14 protein-coding genes and 1 pseudogene are annotated in these 18456 nt (G+C 68.8%); 7 read left to right on the forward strand and 8 right to left on the reverse strand.

All coding sequences use genetic code 11. From position 1 onward, the window contains the following. Positions 1-3 precede the first annotated feature (3 nt). The 3 genes from G4D85_RS09890 to G4D85_RS09900 form a co-directional block, all read right to left on the reverse strand. The gene (locus tag G4D85_RS09890; protein WP_164010368.1) at positions 4-168 is read right to left on the reverse strand and encodes a CBS domain-containing protein; all 165 of its coding nucleotides are present in this window, start codon (positions 166-168) and stop codon (positions 4-6) included. 27 nt (positions 169-195) lie between these two features. Next, a complete protein-coding gene (locus G4D85_RS09895; RefSeq protein ID WP_164010371.1) occupies positions 196-1668 on the reverse strand; it encodes a hypothetical protein in 1473 nt (490 codons plus the stop codon). A gap of 122 nt (positions 1669-1790) precedes the next feature. Beyond that, positions 1791-2150 carry a hypothetical protein gene (locus tag G4D85_RS09900; RefSeq protein ID WP_205525486.1) on the reverse strand — a complete coding sequence of 120 codons (360 nt, stop codon included), beginning with the start codon at positions 2148-2150 and terminating at the stop codon, positions 1791-1793. A 109-nt stretch (positions 2151-2259) separates the two neighbouring features. Between G4D85_RS09900 and G4D85_RS09905 the strand changes: the two genes are divergently transcribed. Beyond that, positions 2260-3237 carry an IS110 family RNA-guided transposase gene (locus G4D85_RS09905; RefSeq protein WP_275900280.1) on the forward strand — a complete coding sequence of 326 codons (978 nt, stop codon included), beginning with the start codon at positions 2260-2262 and terminating at the stop codon, positions 3235-3237. On the opposite strand, the gene G4D85_RS09910 is transcribed toward G4D85_RS09905, so the two are convergent. Continuing rightward, complete coding sequence (locus G4D85_RS09910; protein WP_164010380.1) at positions 3162-5009, reverse strand: SBBP repeat-containing protein; 1848 nt, start codon at positions 5007-5009, stop codon at positions 3162-3164. The genes G4D85_RS09905 and G4D85_RS09910 overlap by 76 nt on opposite strands. 118 nt (positions 5010-5127) lie before the next feature. Between G4D85_RS09910 and G4D85_RS09915 the strand changes: the two genes are divergently transcribed. Both G4D85_RS09915 and G4D85_RS09920 read left to right on the forward strand, forming a co-directional pair. Then, positions 5128-5385, forward strand: coding sequence for a hypothetical protein (locus G4D85_RS09915; RefSeq protein ID WP_240359173.1), 258 nt, complete (start codon positions 5128-5130; stop codon positions 5383-5385). A gap of 31 nt (positions 5386-5416) precedes the next feature. Next, the gene (locus G4D85_RS09920; RefSeq protein WP_164010383.1) at positions 5417-6421 is read left to right on the forward strand and encodes an NADP-dependent oxidoreductase; all 1005 of its coding nucleotides are present in this window, start codon (positions 5417-5419) and stop codon (positions 6419-6421) included. Positions 6422-6448: 27 nt separating this feature from the next. On the opposite strand, the gene G4D85_RS09925 is transcribed toward G4D85_RS09920, so the two are convergent. Next, on the reverse strand, positions 6449-6631 hold the full coding sequence (locus tag G4D85_RS09925; RefSeq protein WP_205525487.1) for an SGNH/GDSL hydrolase family protein: 183 nt from the start codon (positions 6629-6631) through the stop codon (positions 6449-6451). Positions 6632-6813: 182 nt separating this feature from the next. Between G4D85_RS09925 and G4D85_RS09930 the strand changes: the two are divergent. Together G4D85_RS09930 and G4D85_RS09935 are read left to right on the forward strand one after the other, a co-directional pair. Beyond that, positions 6814-7347 (forward strand): annotated as a pseudogene (locus G4D85_RS09930) (GTPase); the annotation flags it as partial. A gap of 229 nt (positions 7348-7576) precedes the next feature. Further along, positions 7577-8653, forward strand: a complete 1077-nt coding sequence (locus G4D85_RS09935; protein ID WP_164010388.1) for a hypothetical protein — start codon at positions 7577-7579, stop codon at positions 8651-8653. Positions 8654-8711: 58 nt separating this feature from the next. Here the strand turns inward: G4D85_RS09935 and G4D85_RS09940 are convergent, their stop codons facing one another. Next, positions 8712-9125 (reverse strand): SDR family NAD(P)-dependent oxidoreductase, encoded by a 414-nt coding sequence (locus G4D85_RS09940; protein ID WP_240359174.1) that lies wholly within the window; start codon positions 9123-9125, stop codon positions 8712-8714. Here G4D85_RS09940 and G4D85_RS49250 point away from each other — a divergent pair, their 5' ends adjacent. Beyond that, the gene (locus G4D85_RS49250) at positions 9126-9374 is read left to right on the forward strand and encodes a hypothetical protein (protein WP_240359175.1); all 249 of its coding nucleotides are present in this window, start codon (positions 9126-9128) and stop codon (positions 9372-9374) included. Positions 9375-9940: 566 nt separating this feature from the next. Here the strand turns inward: G4D85_RS49250 and G4D85_RS09945 are convergent. After that, complete coding sequence (locus G4D85_RS09945; protein ID WP_164010391.1) at positions 9941-10339, reverse strand: phytoene desaturase family protein; 399 nt, start codon at positions 10337-10339, stop codon at positions 9941-9943. A 547-nt stretch (positions 10340-10886) separates the two neighbouring features. Between G4D85_RS09945 and G4D85_RS09950 the strand changes: the two genes are divergently transcribed. Beyond that, the gene (locus G4D85_RS09950) at positions 10887-11135 is read left to right on the forward strand and encodes a DUF1036 domain-containing protein (protein WP_164010394.1); all 249 of its coding nucleotides are present in this window, start codon (positions 10887-10889) and stop codon (positions 11133-11135) included. Positions 11136-11190: 55 nt separating this feature from the next. On the opposite strand, the gene G4D85_RS09955 is transcribed toward G4D85_RS09950, so the two are convergent. Beyond that, on the reverse strand, positions 11191-18333 hold the full coding sequence (locus G4D85_RS09955; RefSeq protein ID WP_240359176.1) for an RHS repeat-associated core domain-containing protein: 7143 nt from the start codon (positions 18331-18333) through the stop codon (positions 11191-11193). Positions 18334-18456 lie beyond the last annotated feature (123 nt).

Below are 18456 nucleotides of genomic sequence, written 5' to 3' on the forward strand. Positions count from 1 at the left end.
GCGTCAGTGAATCATCGACGGCGCTTTGCTGGAGGTGGACACCTCGCGCAGCAGCTCGGCGGTGTCCTCGGCCTGCATGTGCCGGGCGAGGTCCGCCTGGGACACCATGCCGCAGACGGTGCCGTCGTCGTCGAGGACAATCATCCGCCGCACCTGGTTCTCCTCCATCAGGGCATGAGGGCGCCCCAGGGCCTCTCAGGGCGCTCGGAGGATGCCCGAGAAGGCCGATGCGCTGGCCGTCGGGAAGTCCGTGCGCAGCGGCTGGCGGGCCAGGTCCACCGAGCCCTGCCGCAGGGCTCGCACCGTCAGGTAGTACGAGCGGCCCGACTCGAGCGCGCCGGGAGGCAGCGTCACCCGCGACTGCGCCGTCCGCAGCCGCAAGGGGATGCCCGCCACCGTGCGCGTGCCCAGCACGTACAGCTCCCGCACCCAGACCTCATAGCCGGACGGCACGCCCACCGCGGGAGCGGACCAGCTCACCTCCGGCGTGAGCGACTGGAGCACCCGGTTCAAGGTGCCCGGGGCACCCTCGACGCGCATGTCCCGCACCGGCGTCAGGATGGGCGCGAGCGGACGGCCCACCACCCTGCGCAGCACGTCCGTGTGCACCAGGCTGCCGCTCTGCCGCGTGGGCCGCGTGCCGTCCAGCGCGTAGTTGACGCTCAGCGGGTAGACGACGGTCGCGACGGGCCGCCACGCGGCGGGGAAGGGGTTGCCGTAGCGCAGCGGCTCCGAAGGCGTGCCCTCCTGGAGGTCCGTGTCGAGCAGGTCCGGAATGCTGGAGAAGAAGCCGTGCGCGTACCCCGTGGGCATCGCGCTCACCACCAGCGAGGGCGCGCGGCCCGGGGTGGGCTCGGCGTCCGGGTGCAGGTCGGCGCGCGCCACCGCGAAGTCGGCGTCATGGAACGTGTAGGTGAGCGACTCCGTCTGGGGCACGTCGGTGAACTGGCCGGAGAGGAAGGTGCTCTGGCCCTCCACGGTGGTGAACGGCGCCGGCGTGAAGACCTGCGTCAGGGCGCGGTAGGGCGCGGCCGTGGGACGCGACAGGTGGGTGAGCATCGCGGTGTCACCGTGCGCGGCGTCCACCAGCCGGTTCTCCGAGCTCCACGCCAGCTCGAACGTGGCCGAGGACAGCCGCGTGTCCCCGTCCACCGGAGTGCCGGGGCTGAGCCAGTCGTGCGCGTCGATGACCACCATGCCCGCGTTGGCGGAGATGAGCTGGAGCAGGTCTCCGGACTGCCACGGATGCAGGCCGTCCACGTCGAAGACGAGCGGCGTGGACTCCACGGGCATGGCCTGGTCCACGCGCCCGAGCCGGAACTCGCTCAAGTCCAACCGGCGCTCGGTGCCGGTGAACCAGGGCAATTCGTCTCCCACGCGCAGGGTGTACGTGGCGCCCTCGGGGACGCCGGGCACGGAGAAGGTGCCATCGGCGAACCCCTGGCCCGGGTAGAGGGTGAACTGGCCATCCGCGCCTTGCACCCATGCGTCGATGGGGACGGCAGACAGGTCCACCGGCACCTTCCGCAGGCCGCGGGCCGTGTCGTGGAGGAAGGCGCGGTGCCCCTGGATGCCGGAGGCACAGACCTCCTGGGCGGAGGCAGAGGGAATGGCGCCGAGCAGCAACAGGCCCGAGGCCAGCAGGGACGACGTAGGTAGGCGGCTCATGATTCTCCAGATGCGTTCAGGCCGGCCCCTGCGCGCGAGCTTGTAGCACGGAGCTCCGACGTTCAGCCAAGGCGCGCCTGACGCCTGAATTTCATGCGCCGTGAAATGTCAGGGGCCGGGCCTCAGCGCGCCGGCTCCAGCGTCCAGGAGCCGAGCATGCGGTCGAGCGTGGTGGGGTCCTCGTACGCCGCGGTGCCCACCAGCCTTCCGTTGCCGTCCATCACCGCCTCGTAGCGCACCGGACCCTGGCCGTTCGTCCCGAAGGGCGCGGTGAAGCGCAGCGTGCCTTCCGGGGAGCGCTCCGCCCGCACCGGGAAGGGGCCTTCGCCATTTCCTTCCGGGAAGGTGACGCGCAGCACGCCGGTGTAGTGCTCCCCGGCACGGGCCAGCTCCAGCCGCAGCTTCGCGGGCGACTGGCCCCACTCCTCGGGGTAGAAGCGCAGCTCGCCCGTCCAGATGCCGGGGAGCGCGTCCCAGCGCACGCAGCGCCTGCGCACGCAACGGGAGCGGTTGGGCGAGCGACTGGGCAAGCGCCCCAAGGCACGGATCCTGCTGGAGTCCTCGACCGAGAGCGAGTGAGAGGCGCGGTGCCTGGAAGAGCTGGGGCACGAGGTGGTGGTGGCCGACCCGAACTACGCCGCCATGTCCGCCACCCGCAGCCGCCGGGTGAAGACGGACAAGCGGGACGCCCGGACGTTGGCGGAGGCGTGCAAGCTGGGGGCGTACCGGCCCGCGCACCGCGCATCGGACGAGAGTCGGCACCAGCGAGCGCAGCTGGCCGTGCGCGAGGCCCTGGTGCGCACGCGCACCCGGTACATGGCCCTGGTGAGCGCGCGGGGGAGGCGCGAGGGCCTGCGAGTGGCGGACGGCGGGGCGGAGGCGTTCGTGGCACGGGTGGCGGCGCTGGCCCTGCCGGGCAGGCTAAGGGCGGAGGTCGCCCCGCTGCTGAGCCTCATGCTGCACCTCAACGCGCAGATTGCCTTCCTGGACGGAGTGCTCGGGTGTCTGGCCCGGCAGGACGCGCAGGTGGCACGCTTGTGCACGATGCCCCAGGTGGGGCCGGTGACCGCGTGTGCCTTCGCGTCCGCGGTGGATGACCCCACGCGCTTCTCGGGGCCGCATCAGGTGGAGGCGTACCTGGGCCTGGTCCCCAGAGAGAGGAGTCGCGGGGAGAAGCAGCGCAAAGGCCCCATCACCAAGGCAGGCAACGAGCGGGTGCGCTGGTTGCTGGTCCAGGTGGCCCTCTCGCTGCTGTGGGGGAAGAACCCCCAGACGGCGCACCTGCGAGAATGGGCCGAACGGATTGCCGCCAGGCGCGGCAAGAAGACAGTACCGCTACAACGACGCGCGAGAGCGGCTCGCCGCATACCGCGCCGTCGACCCCGAGGGCGAAAAGGTCAGCGTAGCGCGCGTCCTCGTGGTCAACATTCGCGCCAGCGACGAGGAATGAAGGCGCGGCACCTGGTCCGCTTGACGCGCCTCCATCGTCCTCGCTACGGGGCGATCTTCGTCAGGAAGGAGTCGGGGGCGCCCTGCAGCGTGTTGCCCTCGAAGTTCCCGTCCAGGTAGCCGCCGACGTACATGTTGTCGTCCTGGTCCACCACGACGCCCATGCTGCGCACGTCCTTCTCCACGCCGTTGAGCACCGCGGTGGGCTGCTGCTTGATCCACTGGAGCGCGCCGGAGTAGTTCACCTTCGCCACGTAGTTGTGGACCATGCCGCCCGTGGTGTCGGTCGTCAGCGTCACGTCCGCCACCGCGCCGCCCGTCACGTAGATGCCGTCGTCATGGGCGAAGATGCCCATGCCCCACGAGCCCGAGCCCGAGTCCAGCTCCCACACCCACTGCTTGACGCCCGCCGGGTTGAACCGAGCGACGAAGACGTCGATGGCCGGGGTGACGTTGGGCACGCCGTCCATGCCACCGCCGCTGTAGCCCGTCAGGTACACGTTGCCGTTCACATCCAGCGTGGAGCCGTAGAGCCACACGGCCGTGGCGGGCGCACCCGCCAGCCGCGTCCACTGCTTCACGCCATTCGCGTCGTACTTGGTGATGAACGCATCCTGCGGGCCCGTCAGCGTCTGGCCGTCCAGGTTGCCGTCCGTCCAGCCGGAGACGTAGACGTTACCAGAGGTGTCGGCGGAGGCCCGCCGCGCGTGGGTCGTCTTCCCCGCCACGCCCAGCAGGCGGGTCCACTGCTTCACGCCCGTCGCGTTGTACTTGGTGACGAACGCATCGTAGTTGCCGGTGCGCACGTTGCCGTCCAGGTTGCCGTTGGTGGAGCCCACCAGGAAGGCGTTGTCCGACGAGTCGATCGAAACGCCGTAGCCCTCCGTCTGCGCTCCCGCCAGGCCAATCTGCCGCGTCCAGCCGAACACGCCGGTGTAGCGGTACCGGGTGATGAACGCATCACGCCCCCCGCTGCTGGTGGCGCCAGGCAGCGCGCCGTCCGTGAAGCCCGCGACGTAGATCTCCTCGAACGTCCGGTTGCGCGCAACGCCGTAGCCCAGGGTGACGGTGCCCGGCACGCCGAGCTGCTTGTGGAAGTTGATGTTGCCGTTCCAGTCGCGCGCCGTGAGGAAGCCGTCCATCAAGCCCGCCATGGGCTGGCCCTCCACGCCCACCGTCGTCATGCCCGTGGAGTAGGTGCGGCCGGCCGGGTCACCCGCAAGGTCATGGATGCGCGTGAAGCCACCCGGCGCGCCGGACGTCTTCGTCCACAGGTCCACCACCGTGGGGAACGCGTCACACTGGTACAGCTCCAGCCGGCCAATGGACAGGACGACGATGCCCGCGCGGGAGTCGTTGTCGTCCGACACATTCAGCCGGTACTTCTTGTACGTCCCGGGATGGGCCACGTCGAACTCGCGCCGCTCATTGGTCCAGCCCGTCACGTTCGTGCGCGTGTCCACCACCACCCAGGTGCTGCCGTTGGAGCCCTCCAGAGTCCAGTTCTTCGGGGCACGCGTGGTGATGGAGCCGTTGGAGTAGGAGACGGCGTAGCGGCGCACCGTCTTCATCACGCCATTGCCGAACTCGTAGCCCAGCCACGCGGGCGTCTGGTTGGCCGTGGAGAGCCAGAAGGTGGTGGCGTTGTCGAACGCCTTCCAGGGCTCGTAGGCGGCCGGATTCGAGCCGTACACGCCCGAGCTCGTGACGAAACCGGACGGCGCACTGTTGCTCGTCATCACCGGCACCAGGCTGACGCAGTTGGTGGCCTGCTGCTCCTGGCTCCCCTGCTCGTCATTCTGGCCGTCTGCGCCCGGCTCCACACCCTGGCAGCCCACGAGCGCCAGCGCGCTCGCCAGGAACATTCCTCGTACCGCGTTCAAGAATCTCATGGTGTCTCCTCCTCGCGCCGCGAGCGCAGGAGTGCGCGCGGCCTTCCGGCGGCCCCGTGACTCCAGGCCCCCGGTGGACACGGAGATACAGAGCCCGGGGCGACCTCCGGCGCGGGATGTGACGAAACCGCCCTGGCGAGGGACGAAACCGCCCTACCATCTGACGGTGCTGGTTGCCGGGCTCGGCTACTTCGTCGACCTCTTCGACATCACGCTGTTCGGCGTGGTGCGTGCCGCGTCGCTCCGGGACATCGGCATCACCAGTCCGGAGGAAGTGCTGTCCAAGGGCATCCTCATCTACAACTGCCAGATGGTGGGGATGATGGTGGGCGGCCTGCCCCACGAAAACACAGCGGGTGGCTTCCCGGCCGAGTAGCTTTGGCCGGTCTTTCGGAAGGGGAGTCCTCGTGCAAGCCTTCTTCATTCGCCGCTACGGTGGTCCTGCCGTCCTCGAGGCAGGGGAACTGCCGCCCCCTCCGCTGGGACCGAACGACGTGCGCATCGCTGTGCACGCGGCGAGCGTCAACCCGGTGGACTGGAAGGTCCGCGAAGGCAAGCTGAAGGTACTGCTGCCGTACCGCTTCCCCCTCGTGCTCGGCCACGACTGCTCGGGCGTGGTGCGCGAGGTAGGCGCCGGGGTCGAGACGTTCAGGCCGGGAGACGCCGTCTACGCGCGGCTCGACAAGGGGCGCCTCGGCGCTTTCGCGGACGAGGCGGTGATGGCCGCGTCAAACGTGGCGCCCAAACCCGCGCGGCTCTCGCACGCCGAGGCGGCCTCGCTGCCCCTGGTGGCGCTCACCGCCTGGCAGGCGCTGGTGGATGTGGCCAAGGTCCAGCGCGGGCAGACCGTCCTCGTTCACGCCGGAGCCGGCGGGGTGGGCAGCGCCGCCGTTCAGCTCGCCCGGCACCTGGGGGCGAAGGTGGTCGCCACCGCGAGCGCCAGCAACCTGGAGCGCGTCCGCAGCTTCGGCGCGGACACGGTGGTGGACTACCACGCCCAGCGCTTCGACGACGTGGTGCGCGACGTCGACGCCGTCATCGACGGCGTGGGTCAGGAGAACGTCCTGCGCAGCTTCCGCTGCGTCCGGCCGGGCGGCATCGTCATCTCCATCGCCGATGCGCCGGACCTGGCCTTCGCCCGCGAGTACGGCGTCACGCCCGCCCTGTGGCCGGTGTTCTGGTTGATGGGCGCCAAGGTGAACCACGCCGCGCGGCGCCATCACGCGAAGTACCGGTACTGGTTCATGCACCCCGACGGCGCGCAGCTCCGACAGCTCGGCACGCTGGTCGACCAGGGCGTGCTCCGGCCGCACGTGGATCGGGTCTTCCCCTTCAGTCAGACGAAGGAGGCGGTGGCGTACGCCGAAGGAGGCAAGGCTCGCGGCAAGGTCGTCGTGAGCCTTCGCGACTGAGCGTACCGCCACCACTCCAATCACTGTTCAGAGTGCGGGAGCCTCCCACGCTTCGTCGGGATCCCAGAGGGAGGTCGCCTCTTCAATCATCGCGTAGGCCTCATCGGCGAGGATGCCGTGGGCGGCGCTCGTCGGATGGACTTCATCCCAGAACAGATACGTGTCCGGGTTGACCGCCTTCCCCTTGGACGTCCCCGTCACGTTTGTCAATCTGCAGCCACTCCCCTTGGGGCGGGCCTCGTGCAGAGGCCAGCGGCCAGGGGACGGTGGGCAACCCTCCGGGGCCCGCCGCAGCCAGGACCGGTGAAGGCGTCGAAGTCGAAACTGCGCTTCAGCAGCGTCGCCTGGTCCCACCGCGCAGCGCGCTGCTTCCTCCGCACCTCCAGCAGGGGCCTCAGCGGTATGCCCGGAGGGACCAGCTCCGCGTGGCCCTGGTCGGCTACACCAACGCCGGCAAGTCCTCGCTGATGCGCGCCCTCACCGGCAGCGAGGTGCTCGTCGCCGACCAGCCCTTCGACACCCTGGACACCACCGTGCGCGCCCTGCACCCGGAGACGCGGCCGCGCATCCTCGTGTCGGACACGGTGGGCTTCATCTAGAAGCTGCCTCATGACCTGGTCGCCTCCTTCCGCTCCACGTTGGATGAGGCGCTGGAGGCGTCGCTGCTGCTCTACGTGGTGGAGGCGTCCGACCCCACCTGGGAAGCCCAGCTCGAAGTCACGCGGGAGGTGCTCCGGGAGATTGGCGCGGATGCCGTCCCAAGCCGGCTGCTCCTGAACAAGGTGGACCGGCTGGATGCGGCGGCGCAGGAGGCGCTGCGGGCCGCGCCCCCGGAGGCCGTGCTGCTCTCCGCCCACCGGCCCGAGGACGTGGCGGCGCTGCGGCAGACGCTCATCCGCTTCTTCGAGGCCTCCATGGTCGAAGCCGTGCGGGGCTTCCTGCCGCCATCGCCCGGCTCACGCAGGCCTTCCAGGCGTGAGCCCCTCCGCGCACGTCGTCACCGGGGTATGAAAATCCCGGTGAGGGAAATGCCGGGGGATGACCGTTGGGATGGGCAGACGCGAGCCGCGGACCGTCAATGCAGACGGCCGGCCGCCTCCTCCCGAGCAACGTATGTCCTCTCATCCCAAGGTCCCCCATCACTCCCGGCGAGGCATGAAGTCGGGCTTCCTTCCCCTCTGCCTGCTGCTGCCCCTGGCTTTTGGCTGTGAGCCGGCGGAATTGAATTCCGAGACGCAGACCGCCGCCCTGGCCGCGCCTGATTCCGAGACCGGTCCCACCGCGATGGCCGTGGTCACCGATGCCGGGTCCACCGAAGAAGAGGTGGAGCTGCCTCCATATCCCCTCTCCGCCATGGAGGGCCCTGACGCGGCGGCCATCATGGCCCCGGTCCTGACGACGCTGCGGACGGCCGACGAGGTCATCGTCGAGTTCATCGCCGTCGATGAAGATTCGATTGGCGTGGCGATTGAGGGGCCGTCCACCGCCTCCGCCGCCATCGACGCGGTGACGGCGCAGATGGCCCAGGTCCAGAGCCCGGCCGAGTTCTTCCTCGCGGTGTCGCCAAGAGGCACGACATTGCCGCTGGCGCTGCGGGAGCACAGCGCCCGGGTCGCTGCGGCGGGCCACTGGAACCCGGGAGTCTCCTCGCCCCCCGCCGTTGCCGGCCCGGCGTTGCCGCTCGCCGAGCCTCCTGCCTCTCTGTCAGGCACCTGCAATGGCGTCCACGCACTGGGCAATGGGAACCTTCATTACAACGAGGGCGATTGCGCGGAATACCAGCGGGATTTCGAAGAGACGACCGAGCGGATGGTCAAGGACAACGTCGGGTACGCGGGCTCGGTCGCGGGCCTCAGCGGCACCGCCGTCTGGGACGTGCAGAAGCGAAACTGCAACCTGGCGACCTGCGACTGGAAGGTCATCCACAAGAAGACCGTCCAGGCGGGGAAAATCTTCTATTTCCACTACTTCAATCCCGACAACGACTTCAACGCGTTCAGCCGCGTCACGTCAGCCAGCAACAACGGGCTCCACCGGCACGACCTGGCGCGGTGCCACGACTACCGGGGGCGCAACAACGCGCTGGCTTCCACGCTGGCCGGAGGCTGCAAGGTCCGCTTCAACTCGACGCCGCTTTTCTGTTCGAAGCTGGGATACATGGGCCTCGACCCGAGCATCATCCATACCTCCAACGACTGGATGGGTGACGGAACCCCGATGTCCTGCCTGTGAGCGGGCGGCTCAGCGCGCTCCCGCGGGCATGCGGGAGCGCGGCGGGCGTCCCACCGCCTCAGCGCCGGAAGCGTGCGGCGGCCTCGCGCTCGAAGGTCTCGACGTCGTGGTAGTAGCGCTCGACGTCGGCCTGCATGGCCGGTTGGGTGTAGACCTCCGCGCGCGGGTGCTCGATGACGTCGATGATGACCTTCGTGGCGTCCTCGACGCGCTGGGCGCCCGGCAGCACGCGCGAGTCCGGGCCTCCGCCCAGCGGGTTGGGGCCGAACTCCGTGGCGACGACACCGGGCATCACCACCGTCACCACGATTCCCGGGTGGGACTGCCGCAATTCCATCCGCAGGCAGGCGTTGAGCCCGTGTTTCGCCGCGCTGTACGCCGAGCGGAAGGGCACGAGCGGCAGCCGCGCCAGCCCGCTGGAGATGTTGATGATCTGCCCGGCGTTCCGGGACTGGAAGTGCGGGAGCGCCACATGGAGTTCATGTCCTCGGCGGTGAGCTCCATCACCGAGCGGGTGATGCCGCGCCCCGCGCTGTTCACCCAGACGTCGATGCGGCCGAAGCGCGCCAGCGCCGCGTCCCGCAGGCGCTCCATGTCCTCGCGCAGGGTGACGTATAGGCTGCACCAGCGCCTCGAGGTGCTCGTCGCGGAGAATGCCCGGCTCAAGGGCGAGGACGCCCAAGCGCAGTTGCTCCTGGAGTTGACGCAGCTCAAGGATTAGGCTGGCTTCTGCTCCACTCACCTGACGAGGCTCCTCATGAAGCATTCTCTTGCTGTGACGGCGGTGTTGCTCAGCCTCTCTCTCCTGGGCTGTGGCGGTCCGGTTTCCGAGCCCACGATGGCGCCCGAGGCGGCGTCCGAGAGCGGCGAGTCCTCGACGGTCTCCCAGTTTGGTACGTGTACGGCATTGTGCTCGGGAGGCCAGTCCGTTTCCTGCTCGGGCAGCACCTGCTCCCAAACGGATTACCAGGGCGTGACGTGCGATGGTGCGTTCACCGCTTGTCCGCCTGCCCCGGCGTGCACGGGCTACCCCTCGTGCAGCACGCTCGTGGGCAAGCGTTGCTTCATCGAAGGTGAACCGCAGCCCTGCTGCGACGGCGCATCCACCTCCGAACTCTACTGCGTGTATTCCAACGGCAGGCTCATCTTCGTGTACTGACGAGTCTCCTGGTACTCGGCCCTCCCGTCCTCGCCATGGCGCTCGTCGCGCGTGGCGAGGATGTGGCGGAAGGGCAATCATGTGCACCCGCTCCGCCATTCTGAGCCAGTGATTGCGCGAGGCTCGGTTCAATGAATGAGGTTGAGAGCGGCCTGGGTGGACTGCGAGTCCACGGCCTGAAGGCCCGCCCGTTTCATGACACCCCGGGCGACGATGCGACTGCCCAGGACACATGCGACCGTCCCGAGTCCCGGCCAGGTTGAGTCGCCGGCCAGCCAGAAGCCGGGCACGCCGATGTCGTGCGGAACCGCCCGTTGATTGCTGTTCGCGAGCTGCTGGCCCAGGGTTGGGTACACGCGTCGAGCCAGGGAGATGAGTCGCATCTCCACCTCGCGTTTGCGTGCCTCATATGCCTCAGGGAAGAGGCCCTGCCAGAGGGCGAGCTCGCCGTGGGTGGAAATCATCACGGCCCGAGAGCCCGGTGGGGCACTCTCCGAGTCCCCCTGTCCGGAGACGGAGATGAACATGTTGTTTCCGTCGCCCAACGGCGCTCCCTCAAGCAGGTGCGGAGGAGGCGAGCGCGGGGCTTGAGGCAGCGGCCAGGAAGGAGCGGATGAAGGAGGGGACACCGCGAGTGGACTGGGCCGGGTTGCTCAGGAGGACGTTCGACTTGGCGGTTTAGCCACAAACGACAAAAGGCTGGTGCGGTTCACCCTGCACCGTCGGGTACCCAAGCGCAGCTGGCCCTCGGCTCCACCTCCTGAGGCGAAGCAGGAGGACGACAGCGCTGGCCGTCCACGTTCGGCTGCGCCACGCGAGAAGGGTGCACAAGAGAGAATGGAGCGTCGAGTGGAAGCCGTCCCCGACGGCCGACGGCAGCGAGCGGATGGGGCGCGCCGTGCAGCTGCTCCTGGATGCGGCCCGCGGCGCGGCCGGAAGGCCCCGAGGGCCTCCAGCCGAGGCAAGCGAAGTCACAAGTCCCGGCGTCGTAGAGACGTATAGGCGGAATTGGCGGCCCCTTTCACCTCGGCGTCCGGTAGCCGCTCTGTGCGCCCCCTCGGACGCTGGCGGGCCGTGGCCCTCGAGGGGGTGCGCGGGCCAGGACAGTGCAAGAATGTCTATGGCCCCGCCATCACCAACACCCTCTCCTACTACTACGCCGAGGGCGGAGGTCTGACCTGGGCCGGCCCCTTCTTCACGTGCACCCCGTGGAGCGCCTTCAACTGGTGTGACAACACCTGCAATACCAACTCCCGCAACCTGGGCTGGCGGGAGCTCAACACCGGCGGCGCATCGAACGACACTCTGACCTTCAATCCCTGACATCTTGTCGAGCCGCCGGTGGGCAGCACCTCGCCCACCGGCGGCCCGTTCCGGCTCATTGCGTCCGGAGCAGGTAGAAGTCGTAGTACACGTTGAAGTTCGCGCTCCCGTTGGCGACGTCGATGAAGTGGATGCCGTCGCTGCCGTGGACGACGTTGAAGACGTGGCCCACCTTCTCGCCATCCACCAGGGGCGTGGGCGAGGAGACCCGGGCCGCGATGACACCCCGGCTGCCAGGCCCCCACTGCCTCATGAGCTGCTCCACCTGGGCCTTGCTCCCGACGGGCCGCCATCGGGAGAGGTAGCGCACCGCGATGTGCGAGGTCTTCATGGCGCCCTGGCTGATGACGCCCACCGGCTTGCCCGCGACCGCCTTGTCGAACGCAATCGCCACCGGGCCACAGTTCCGGCAGTTCGACTGCATGTGGACCTTGTCGGCCAGCCGGTCGAGCTGAGCTCGATTGGGGACGGGCTTCGGGGACCGGAAGGATGTCGAGACAGAGCCCACGCCCTTGACGATGCTCGTCAGCATCCCCCCGAGGCCCATGCCCGCGATGGTGCCGGTGGTGGCGTACGCGGGGTCATCCGTGCCCGAGGTGATGCCCCAGGAGCCGCGGAAGTTCTCGCCGCAGCCGGGGCACCAGAACCAGACGGAGTCACCGAAGTTCTGAAAGAAGGTCGACCACTGGTCGTACGGCAGGTTGTACGCATCGACGAGGGCCGCGTTGCCCTCGGCGGAGCTGACGATGGTGCTGACCGCACCTTCGAGCGAAGTGCCCGAGGCGGCGAGGGTGTCGTAGTCGAAGTTGCTCCCCATGACGATGCCGGTCAGCGCCAGCACGGACAGCTTCAGGATGCCACCCTCGACCGTCTGCGGCTCCCCGGGCGCGGCGAAGATGTTGGGCGTCTGGGGTGGGACGGCCTTCTGGAGGGGCTCTCCCTCGGGCTGGTAGGTCTTCGTGATGTAGAGCTCGTAGGGGTTGGTGTCACTCGGCCCTCCGCCACCATTGTGGGGGTCTCCGCCACCACCGCCTCCGCTGCACTCCGGACCGCAGCCCACGTCCAGGCCGGAAGGGTCCGACAGGTTCATCGGGTCGTTCATCGCGAACGCGTAGGGGTTGGTGGTGGCCGACGTGCGGGGCACGAAGAAGGGGTCCCGACTCAGGAACCGGCCCAGGACGGGGTCGTACATGCGCTCGCCCAGCTTCACGAGCTCGAACGCGGCGAGCGCATTCCCGTCGTTCCACTGCGTGGTGGAGTAGAGGACGGTGTCCGGCGTCGCGACTCCGGAGGACGTTGCATCGCCGAAAGGCTGGTAGCTCACCGTCTGGACGAAGTCCCCGTTCCGGTTGGTGAAGTACCGCGCGCCCCGCGTCTCGCCGAAGCCGAAGACCCAGTCGTCTCCACGCCCCCGCCGGCTGGCGATGATGCCGTCCGGGCCCGGGATGTTCCGGGTGATGACCGACACGGACTGGCCGTTCACCACCTGCTCGCGCCGCTCGAAGAGCCCACCCACGCGCCACTCGCGCCGGGCATCGATGGCGCCCGCCCCCTGCAGGTGGAGCTCCGACAGCGTCCCCAGCGCATCACCGAGGAAGGACGCACTGCCATTCAGCTCGGAGATGGAGCGAATCGCCCCGGACGGGAAGTAGCCCAACTGGCGCACGCCCGTGCGCGTCGGCTGCTGCACGATGTTCCCCATTCCGTCATGCACGACGTTGCAGCCCGACAGGACGGCGTTGTCGCCATACCCCACGGCGCACACGCGGTCGCGGTCCCCCGCGCGGTAGCTGCGCAGCGAGTCCTGGGAGCCCACCAGGTCGTTCTGCCCCAGGAGGTTGCCGAGCGGGTCATAGGTGAACTGCCAGCTCATCTGCGGCTTGGTGAGCAGCGGGTGCGTGCGCTTGGACGAGGTCAGCCGGCCGAGCGCGTCGTAGCCGGACGTGGTCGTCAGGGCCGTGCCGCCGCTGCTCTCGCTGCGCGACAGCTCCCGGCCCACCGGGTCGAACGCGAAGTTGGCCGTGCGCCGACTCCCGGTCGGGGACACCAGGGTCGTCTCGGTCATCAGCCGGCGCCCCAGGTCCGCGTAGACGGTCGCGGAGTCCACGGCACTCCCATGCTTCGCCTTGCGCACGCGGCCAAACGGGTCGATTTCCGTCGCCTGGTAGAGCGTCTCGCCGCCCGTCACCTTCACCGTGCGCATGCGGTTGAAGGAGTCGTAGGTGTACTGGACCTCCTCGTATTCATAGTCCGTGTCGGGCAGGTAGAACCCGAGCGCCGCGAGCGTGCCGTCGGCATGCTGCAGGGACTTCTCCACATACGTATTGCCCGAGCTGTCGATGAAGCTGCGGGCATTGGCCCGGCCCAGGGCGTCGTAGCTGTAGTAGACGTCGCCCGCCGAGGACTTCGTCTGTGACAGCCTCCCCAGCATGTAGGTGGGGGTGACCATGGACGTGGGACTCTGGCCGACGTCGTAGACGAAGTCGTACGCCGTCCCCTGCACCACCAGGCCGTCCTTGAGCTGCTCCTGGTGCTTGACGCGGCCCAGGGCGTCGTAGGAGCTCAGGAGGCGGTAGGTGGCGGACGGAGACACCAGGGTGTCCGTCCAGCGCAGCTCCAGCAATTCCCCCCAGTCGCTGTAGATGGCGGTCTGCGGGACGCTCTCCGGCTCCTGCCACTGGAGGCGCCGGCCGAATGAGTCATGGGTCCAGGTCCACTGCAGGGAGCCGGTGAGCGCGACCGGGTCCAGGTAGCGCGTCATCGCGATGAGCTGGCCCAGGCGGTTGTGCACGAAGCTGGCGTACTCCCGCCGGGTGGAGCCCTGCATCGTCGAGCGGTTGAGCACCCGGCCCGTGGCGGACAGCGCGGCGGTGTAGGTGACCCCCGCCTGCGGGGAGCCCGTCAGCAGGGCGTCCGCGCCGGTGACGCTCAAGACCTCCTGGTTGCCCACGAACGCGCGCGAGTAGCACGTGGGGTAGCGCTCGGTGGCCGCGTCCGGCACCTGGGTGTTTGCCTGGGGGCCGCGGCCGCGGACCGTGCACTTGAGGCTGCCGTCCGCGTTGAAGAAGTACGACGTGCCATAGGCCGTCGCCCCGCTCTGGGTGGACGGGTATGGGTCCGCCATGAAGGACACCCGGCCGAAGCCGTCATACGTGGTCGCGCCCGTAATCATGAGCGCGTTGGCGTAGTCGGCGCCCAGCTCGAACTCGGTGCGGCGCGCGCGGCCCAGCTCGTCCAGGAACACCGTGCCGGTGCGTCCCGGCGCGCTGGCCTCGGTCCCCGGCGTGACGGGGTCCTTGAAGCCCTTGCCGACGATGCGTCGGCCGAGCGGGTCCGTGCCGGAGTCGCCCAGGTAGCGCGTCGACGTCAGCACCCCGGCGCTGCCCCCGGGCGGCGTCAGGGTGGTGCGCACGGGCCGGCCATAGCCGTCATAGTCCGTGCCCAGCCGGGTCTGGTTGGGGTCCAGCGTGCTCAGTGGGGCCAGGCTGACCGCGTCGAGCGTGGTGCGGGTGACGAGGGACGGAATCCCCGTGGCGGTCACCCACTGCTCCACCGGGATGAGGGCGAAGGGGTCATACGACAGGCTCGTCACCCGCAGGGCGCCGTCTTCGCGCTCGGTGGAAACCGAGGCGAGGTTGCCGGTGAGCGCGTCGTAGCTGGCGGTGTAGGCGAGCACCGACTCCAGGAACGTCCCCGCCGCGTCGTAGCGGTCCCGGGTGTGCGAGGTGACACGGCCCGCGGAGACGCTCCCCGCCGGCAGCCCGTCATACAGGTACGACTCGGCGGCGTAGGTGATGTAGGGCGTCTTGTCGCAATACCAGGACCGCCGGTACCGGGCCGCGTGGAGCATCCGCTCGTTGGAGCCCACCGGCGTGGCGTACTGCGTCTCCACGCAGAGGTCGTCATCGGAGCGGAAGAGGTCGTTCTTGTAGAAGACGTTGAGCACCCGCCCGTAGTCGTCGATGTCTCGCACCTCCATGCCGGTGGCCACGTGGGTGGTGGAGGGGGGCGCGGCCGTGCCTCGCCAGGAGGTGCGGGCCTTCATGTACATGAAGCCATGCGCCGCGCAGATGCCGTACGCATGGGTGCTGGTCGTGTTCTCGTCCAACGAGGCGAGGTAGTTGTACGGGTACACCATCTCCAGGCAGTCCATCCCGTTGGTGCCGGGGATGGCGGGCTCCTCGAAGAGCTTCGCCGCGTAGTCGAGGTGCGTGCCCCGCAGGCGGCGGGAGTCGCCGCTGGCGTTGACCCCGAGCAGGGCCCACGGGTCGGTGAGCACGTCCTTGAGGACGGTGACGTCGCGCACCTTGCCGGCCAGCAGGTAGCGGCTGAAGCGCTCGAGCTTCGTCGAGTAGGTGTAGGCGGGAATGGGGTGCCTGTCGGTGATGACCGCGAACCCCTCGTACTGGCCCACGACGCCCGGGGTGCGCAGGGCGACCGTCCGCTGGTAGCCGGGCATGACGAAGCGCTGGAGCGCGCTGTCGTAGTGGAGCTCCGCGCCGCCATAGGCGTAGCGCATGGAGTGCAGGGTGCCTCCGAGCCCCTGCGTGCCGGTGGTGTTCACCGAGGTGACGACGATTTCAGGGAAGGGCACCTGGTGCTTCAGGGTGAGGTCTTCCTTGGCGGAGCGGTAGCCCACGAGCGTCCTGGAGCCATAGCCGTTGTCCACCTGGACGATGCGGCCGGCCTCCGGCTTGCCGGGAAGACTGCCGCCGGCGAGCTGGTACACGTCCAGGTTCCCACCGTTGACGCGGACGACCTCCGGCCGGCCGTCGCCGTCGAGGTCGTAGAGCCCACCCCGGGTGCTGGACACCAGCCCCTCACAGGTCTCCTCCTGGAAGGAGTAGGAGAAGCCGGAGCCTTCCACGAGGACGGGAGGCGCGAACCCCGTGCCCGTCCCGACGTGGACCTCCCACGTGCCCTGCCGCGAGTCGAACTTGACGTAGTCGGGGATGCCGTCGCCCGTGAGGTCTCTCATGCCCGCGTGATGGGACGTGCTGAACGGCGTGGTGGCGGGCGGACGGGGCGTGGGCGCGACACAGGTCTCGTGCTGGTCACTCTTCTGAACGGAGAGCCCGCCCGGCAGCGTCAGCGTCAGCTGGCTGAAGCCGCGGCCTGTTCCCAGAGAGACGGTACTGCCGTGGACCCGGTCCAGCAGGTTGTCCCCGTTGACGTCGGCCAGGCCGCAGGCCACCGACTGATAGTTCCAGACCGAGACGGTGGTGAGCCACTTGCCGACGCCACACTCCGTGTTGCTCTTGAGGGTGATGGGGTTCGAGAAGAGGTGGACGCCCGCGGAGATCAGCATGCCCTGGACGTTGAGCACCGCCTCGAGCTTGTTGTCGGTTCCCTGCTCGGGCCGCACCCTGAAGGCTTCACCTTTCATGAGGAGGCCGCCCACCTGCTGGGGGTTTTCCGTGGGTGGACCGTCCGGGAAGGTTCCGACCTTCGACGAGTTGAAGACGAAGTCAGGGAAGCCGTCGCCATTGACGTCCGTCACCTCCCATTCGGTATAGGTCTGCTCGTCGCTTTCAATCAGCTCGTTGGGGGTGCCCCAGCAGGGACTGCCGGCCTGATTCCAGGCGTCTGAATAGATGCTCCACGCGCCATCCCGGTAGAGCCAGCACCGGATGATGAAGTGGTTGCGACCGGTGTATCGCTTCACCAGGGGCAGGTAGTTCCCGGAGAGGGAGTGCCCCCGCTCCAGCAGACGGTTGTAGAGCGGGCCGATGGAGTACTCGCGCCGCTCCCACTTGACGCCCGACAGGCCGGTGCCGGGCGTGTTCAGGTAGACGACCCACTTGCCGGCGGCCTCCGCGGCGTCGATGAAGTCGACGCGGCCGTCGCCATTCACGTCCATGGCCTGCCGCCAGACCCGGTCGACGTTGGTCACGCTGCCGCTGGGCGCGAAGCGGGCGAGAAGCGCGCTTCGGACCTCGTAGGGCCCCTTCGTGAAGGTGGTGTCCGAGAGCTGGACGTTGTACCCGCCCGGCCCGAGGAGGGTGGTGCCCCCGGTGCCCGGGCGGTTGACCCCCACCCAGAGCTTGTCGTCCTTCGAGTAGACGAGGTCGGCCCGTCCGTCGCCCGTGACGTCGGTCAGGCTCTGCCAGGTGACCATCGGCAGCTCGGAGACCGGCAGGGGGACGTTCCAGTTCCAGCCCGTGCCGGAAATCTGGTTGGCGTTCGTGCCGGCCGGCTGCGGAATGGACTGGGTCTTCTGGTACTTGAAGACGCCGTTGGTGGTGGCGCTGCCGTAGCTGAACGAGGCGACCGGGAGCGGCACGTTCTGCTCCGGGGTGCCCTGGCGGCCGAGCATCCGCACCGTGCTCAGGCGCGGCTGCTGCGTGTCCGCGTCCGGCAGGTAGGTGAAGTCATAGCGCCGCAGCCGGGTGTAGGCGCTCGTGCAGTCCGCCCGGCTGTTGACGTCAATCACGTTCAGCATCCGCTTGCGCACGAGCAGGAAGTCGCCCACGACGGCGAGGGAGAGCGGCGTGGGGCGCGGGGTGTTGTCGTAGGAGAGGAAGACCTCGTGCTTGTAGCAGCCCGTCTGCGGGTGCTTGTTGTAGAGGACGCGGAGCAGGTCGATGGCGACGGCCTGGCCGGCGTACTCCACCGGATAGCCGATGGCGTACTCGAGCTTCACGGACGCGCCGCCCGGGCCGCTGATGGAGTCGAGCAGCCACAGTCCCGTCGGGTTCCGCTCGACGAAGGTCCAGGTGCGGCCCTGGCCGTCGTACATCACCCAGCCGCCGTTCTGCTCGCGCAGGAGCAGCTCCGGGGAGTCGTACCGCACCACCCACTCCTGCACGCCGTTGACCATGGGCCCTCTGGGCACCAGGTCCATCAGCTGCCCCTGGATTGACAGGGTGACCTGCGTCCGGGGCTGAGGGGTGGTGCTATTGCCGAAGGCCGGCCGGCGATGCGCGAAGCTCGTATCCCTCCGGATGTACGAGAGCGGAATGTCCCAGCCCAGGCCCACGGCGCCCATGCCCTGCGCGGCCGAGCCGATGGACAGCGGGATGGGAAGGCCGCCGCGAGACTCCGGCAGGTCCAGCGGCACGGAGGCCGAGAACTGGCCCGAGGAGCCCACCGAGCCCAGCGCGGAGCCGGTGTCGGAAGCGCGCCCCGCATAGTGCCCACCCGTGGGCGCCAGCTGTGCCTCCCCCAGTCGAGGACACAGCACTACGAACAACCCCATGGCAAGCCCCAGCCACGAGCGTGGATTCATCCAATGCATGTACAACCCCCTCTGGAGAGGGATTGTTACAGAAAAATCCGTTCTCTGTGAAGTCCTGGTGAGCAAGGACGCTCCAACCACCAC

The organism is Pyxidicoccus trucidator, from assembly GCF_010894435.1.
GTDB classification, from domain to species: Bacteria; Myxococcota; Myxococcia; order Myxococcales; family Myxococcaceae; genus Myxococcus; species Myxococcus trucidator.

Bases quoted from the DNA above. Each gene is read 5' to 3' on its own strand.
- G4D85_RS49250 (WP_240359175.1), top strand. From the start codon at position 9,126: ATGGAGTTCATGTCCTCGGCGGTGAGCTCCATCACCGAGCGGGTGATG.
- G4D85_RS09945 (WP_164010391.1), bottom strand. From the start codon at position 10,339: ATGTTCATCTCCGTCTCCGGACAGGGGGACTCGGAGAGTGCCCCACCG.
- G4D85_RS09955 (WP_240359176.1), bottom strand. From the start codon at position 18,333: ATGGGGTTGTTCGTAGTGCTGTGTCCTCGACTGGGGGAGGCACAGCTG.
- G4D85_RS09935 (WP_164010388.1), top strand. From the start codon at position 7,577: ATGAAGTCGGGCTTCCTTCCCCTCTGCCTGCTGCTGCCCCTGGCTTTT.
- G4D85_RS09890 (WP_164010368.1), bottom strand. From the start codon at position 168: ATGGAGGAGAACCAGGTGCGGCGGATGATTGTCCTCGACGACGACGGC.
- G4D85_RS09895 (WP_164010371.1), bottom strand. From the start codon at position 1,668: ATGAGCCGCCTACCTACGTCGTCCCTGCTGGCCTCGGGCCTGTTGCTG.
- G4D85_RS09910 (WP_164010380.1), bottom strand. From the start codon at position 5,009: ATGAGATTCTTGAACGCGGTACGAGGAATGTTCCTGGCGAGCGCGCTG.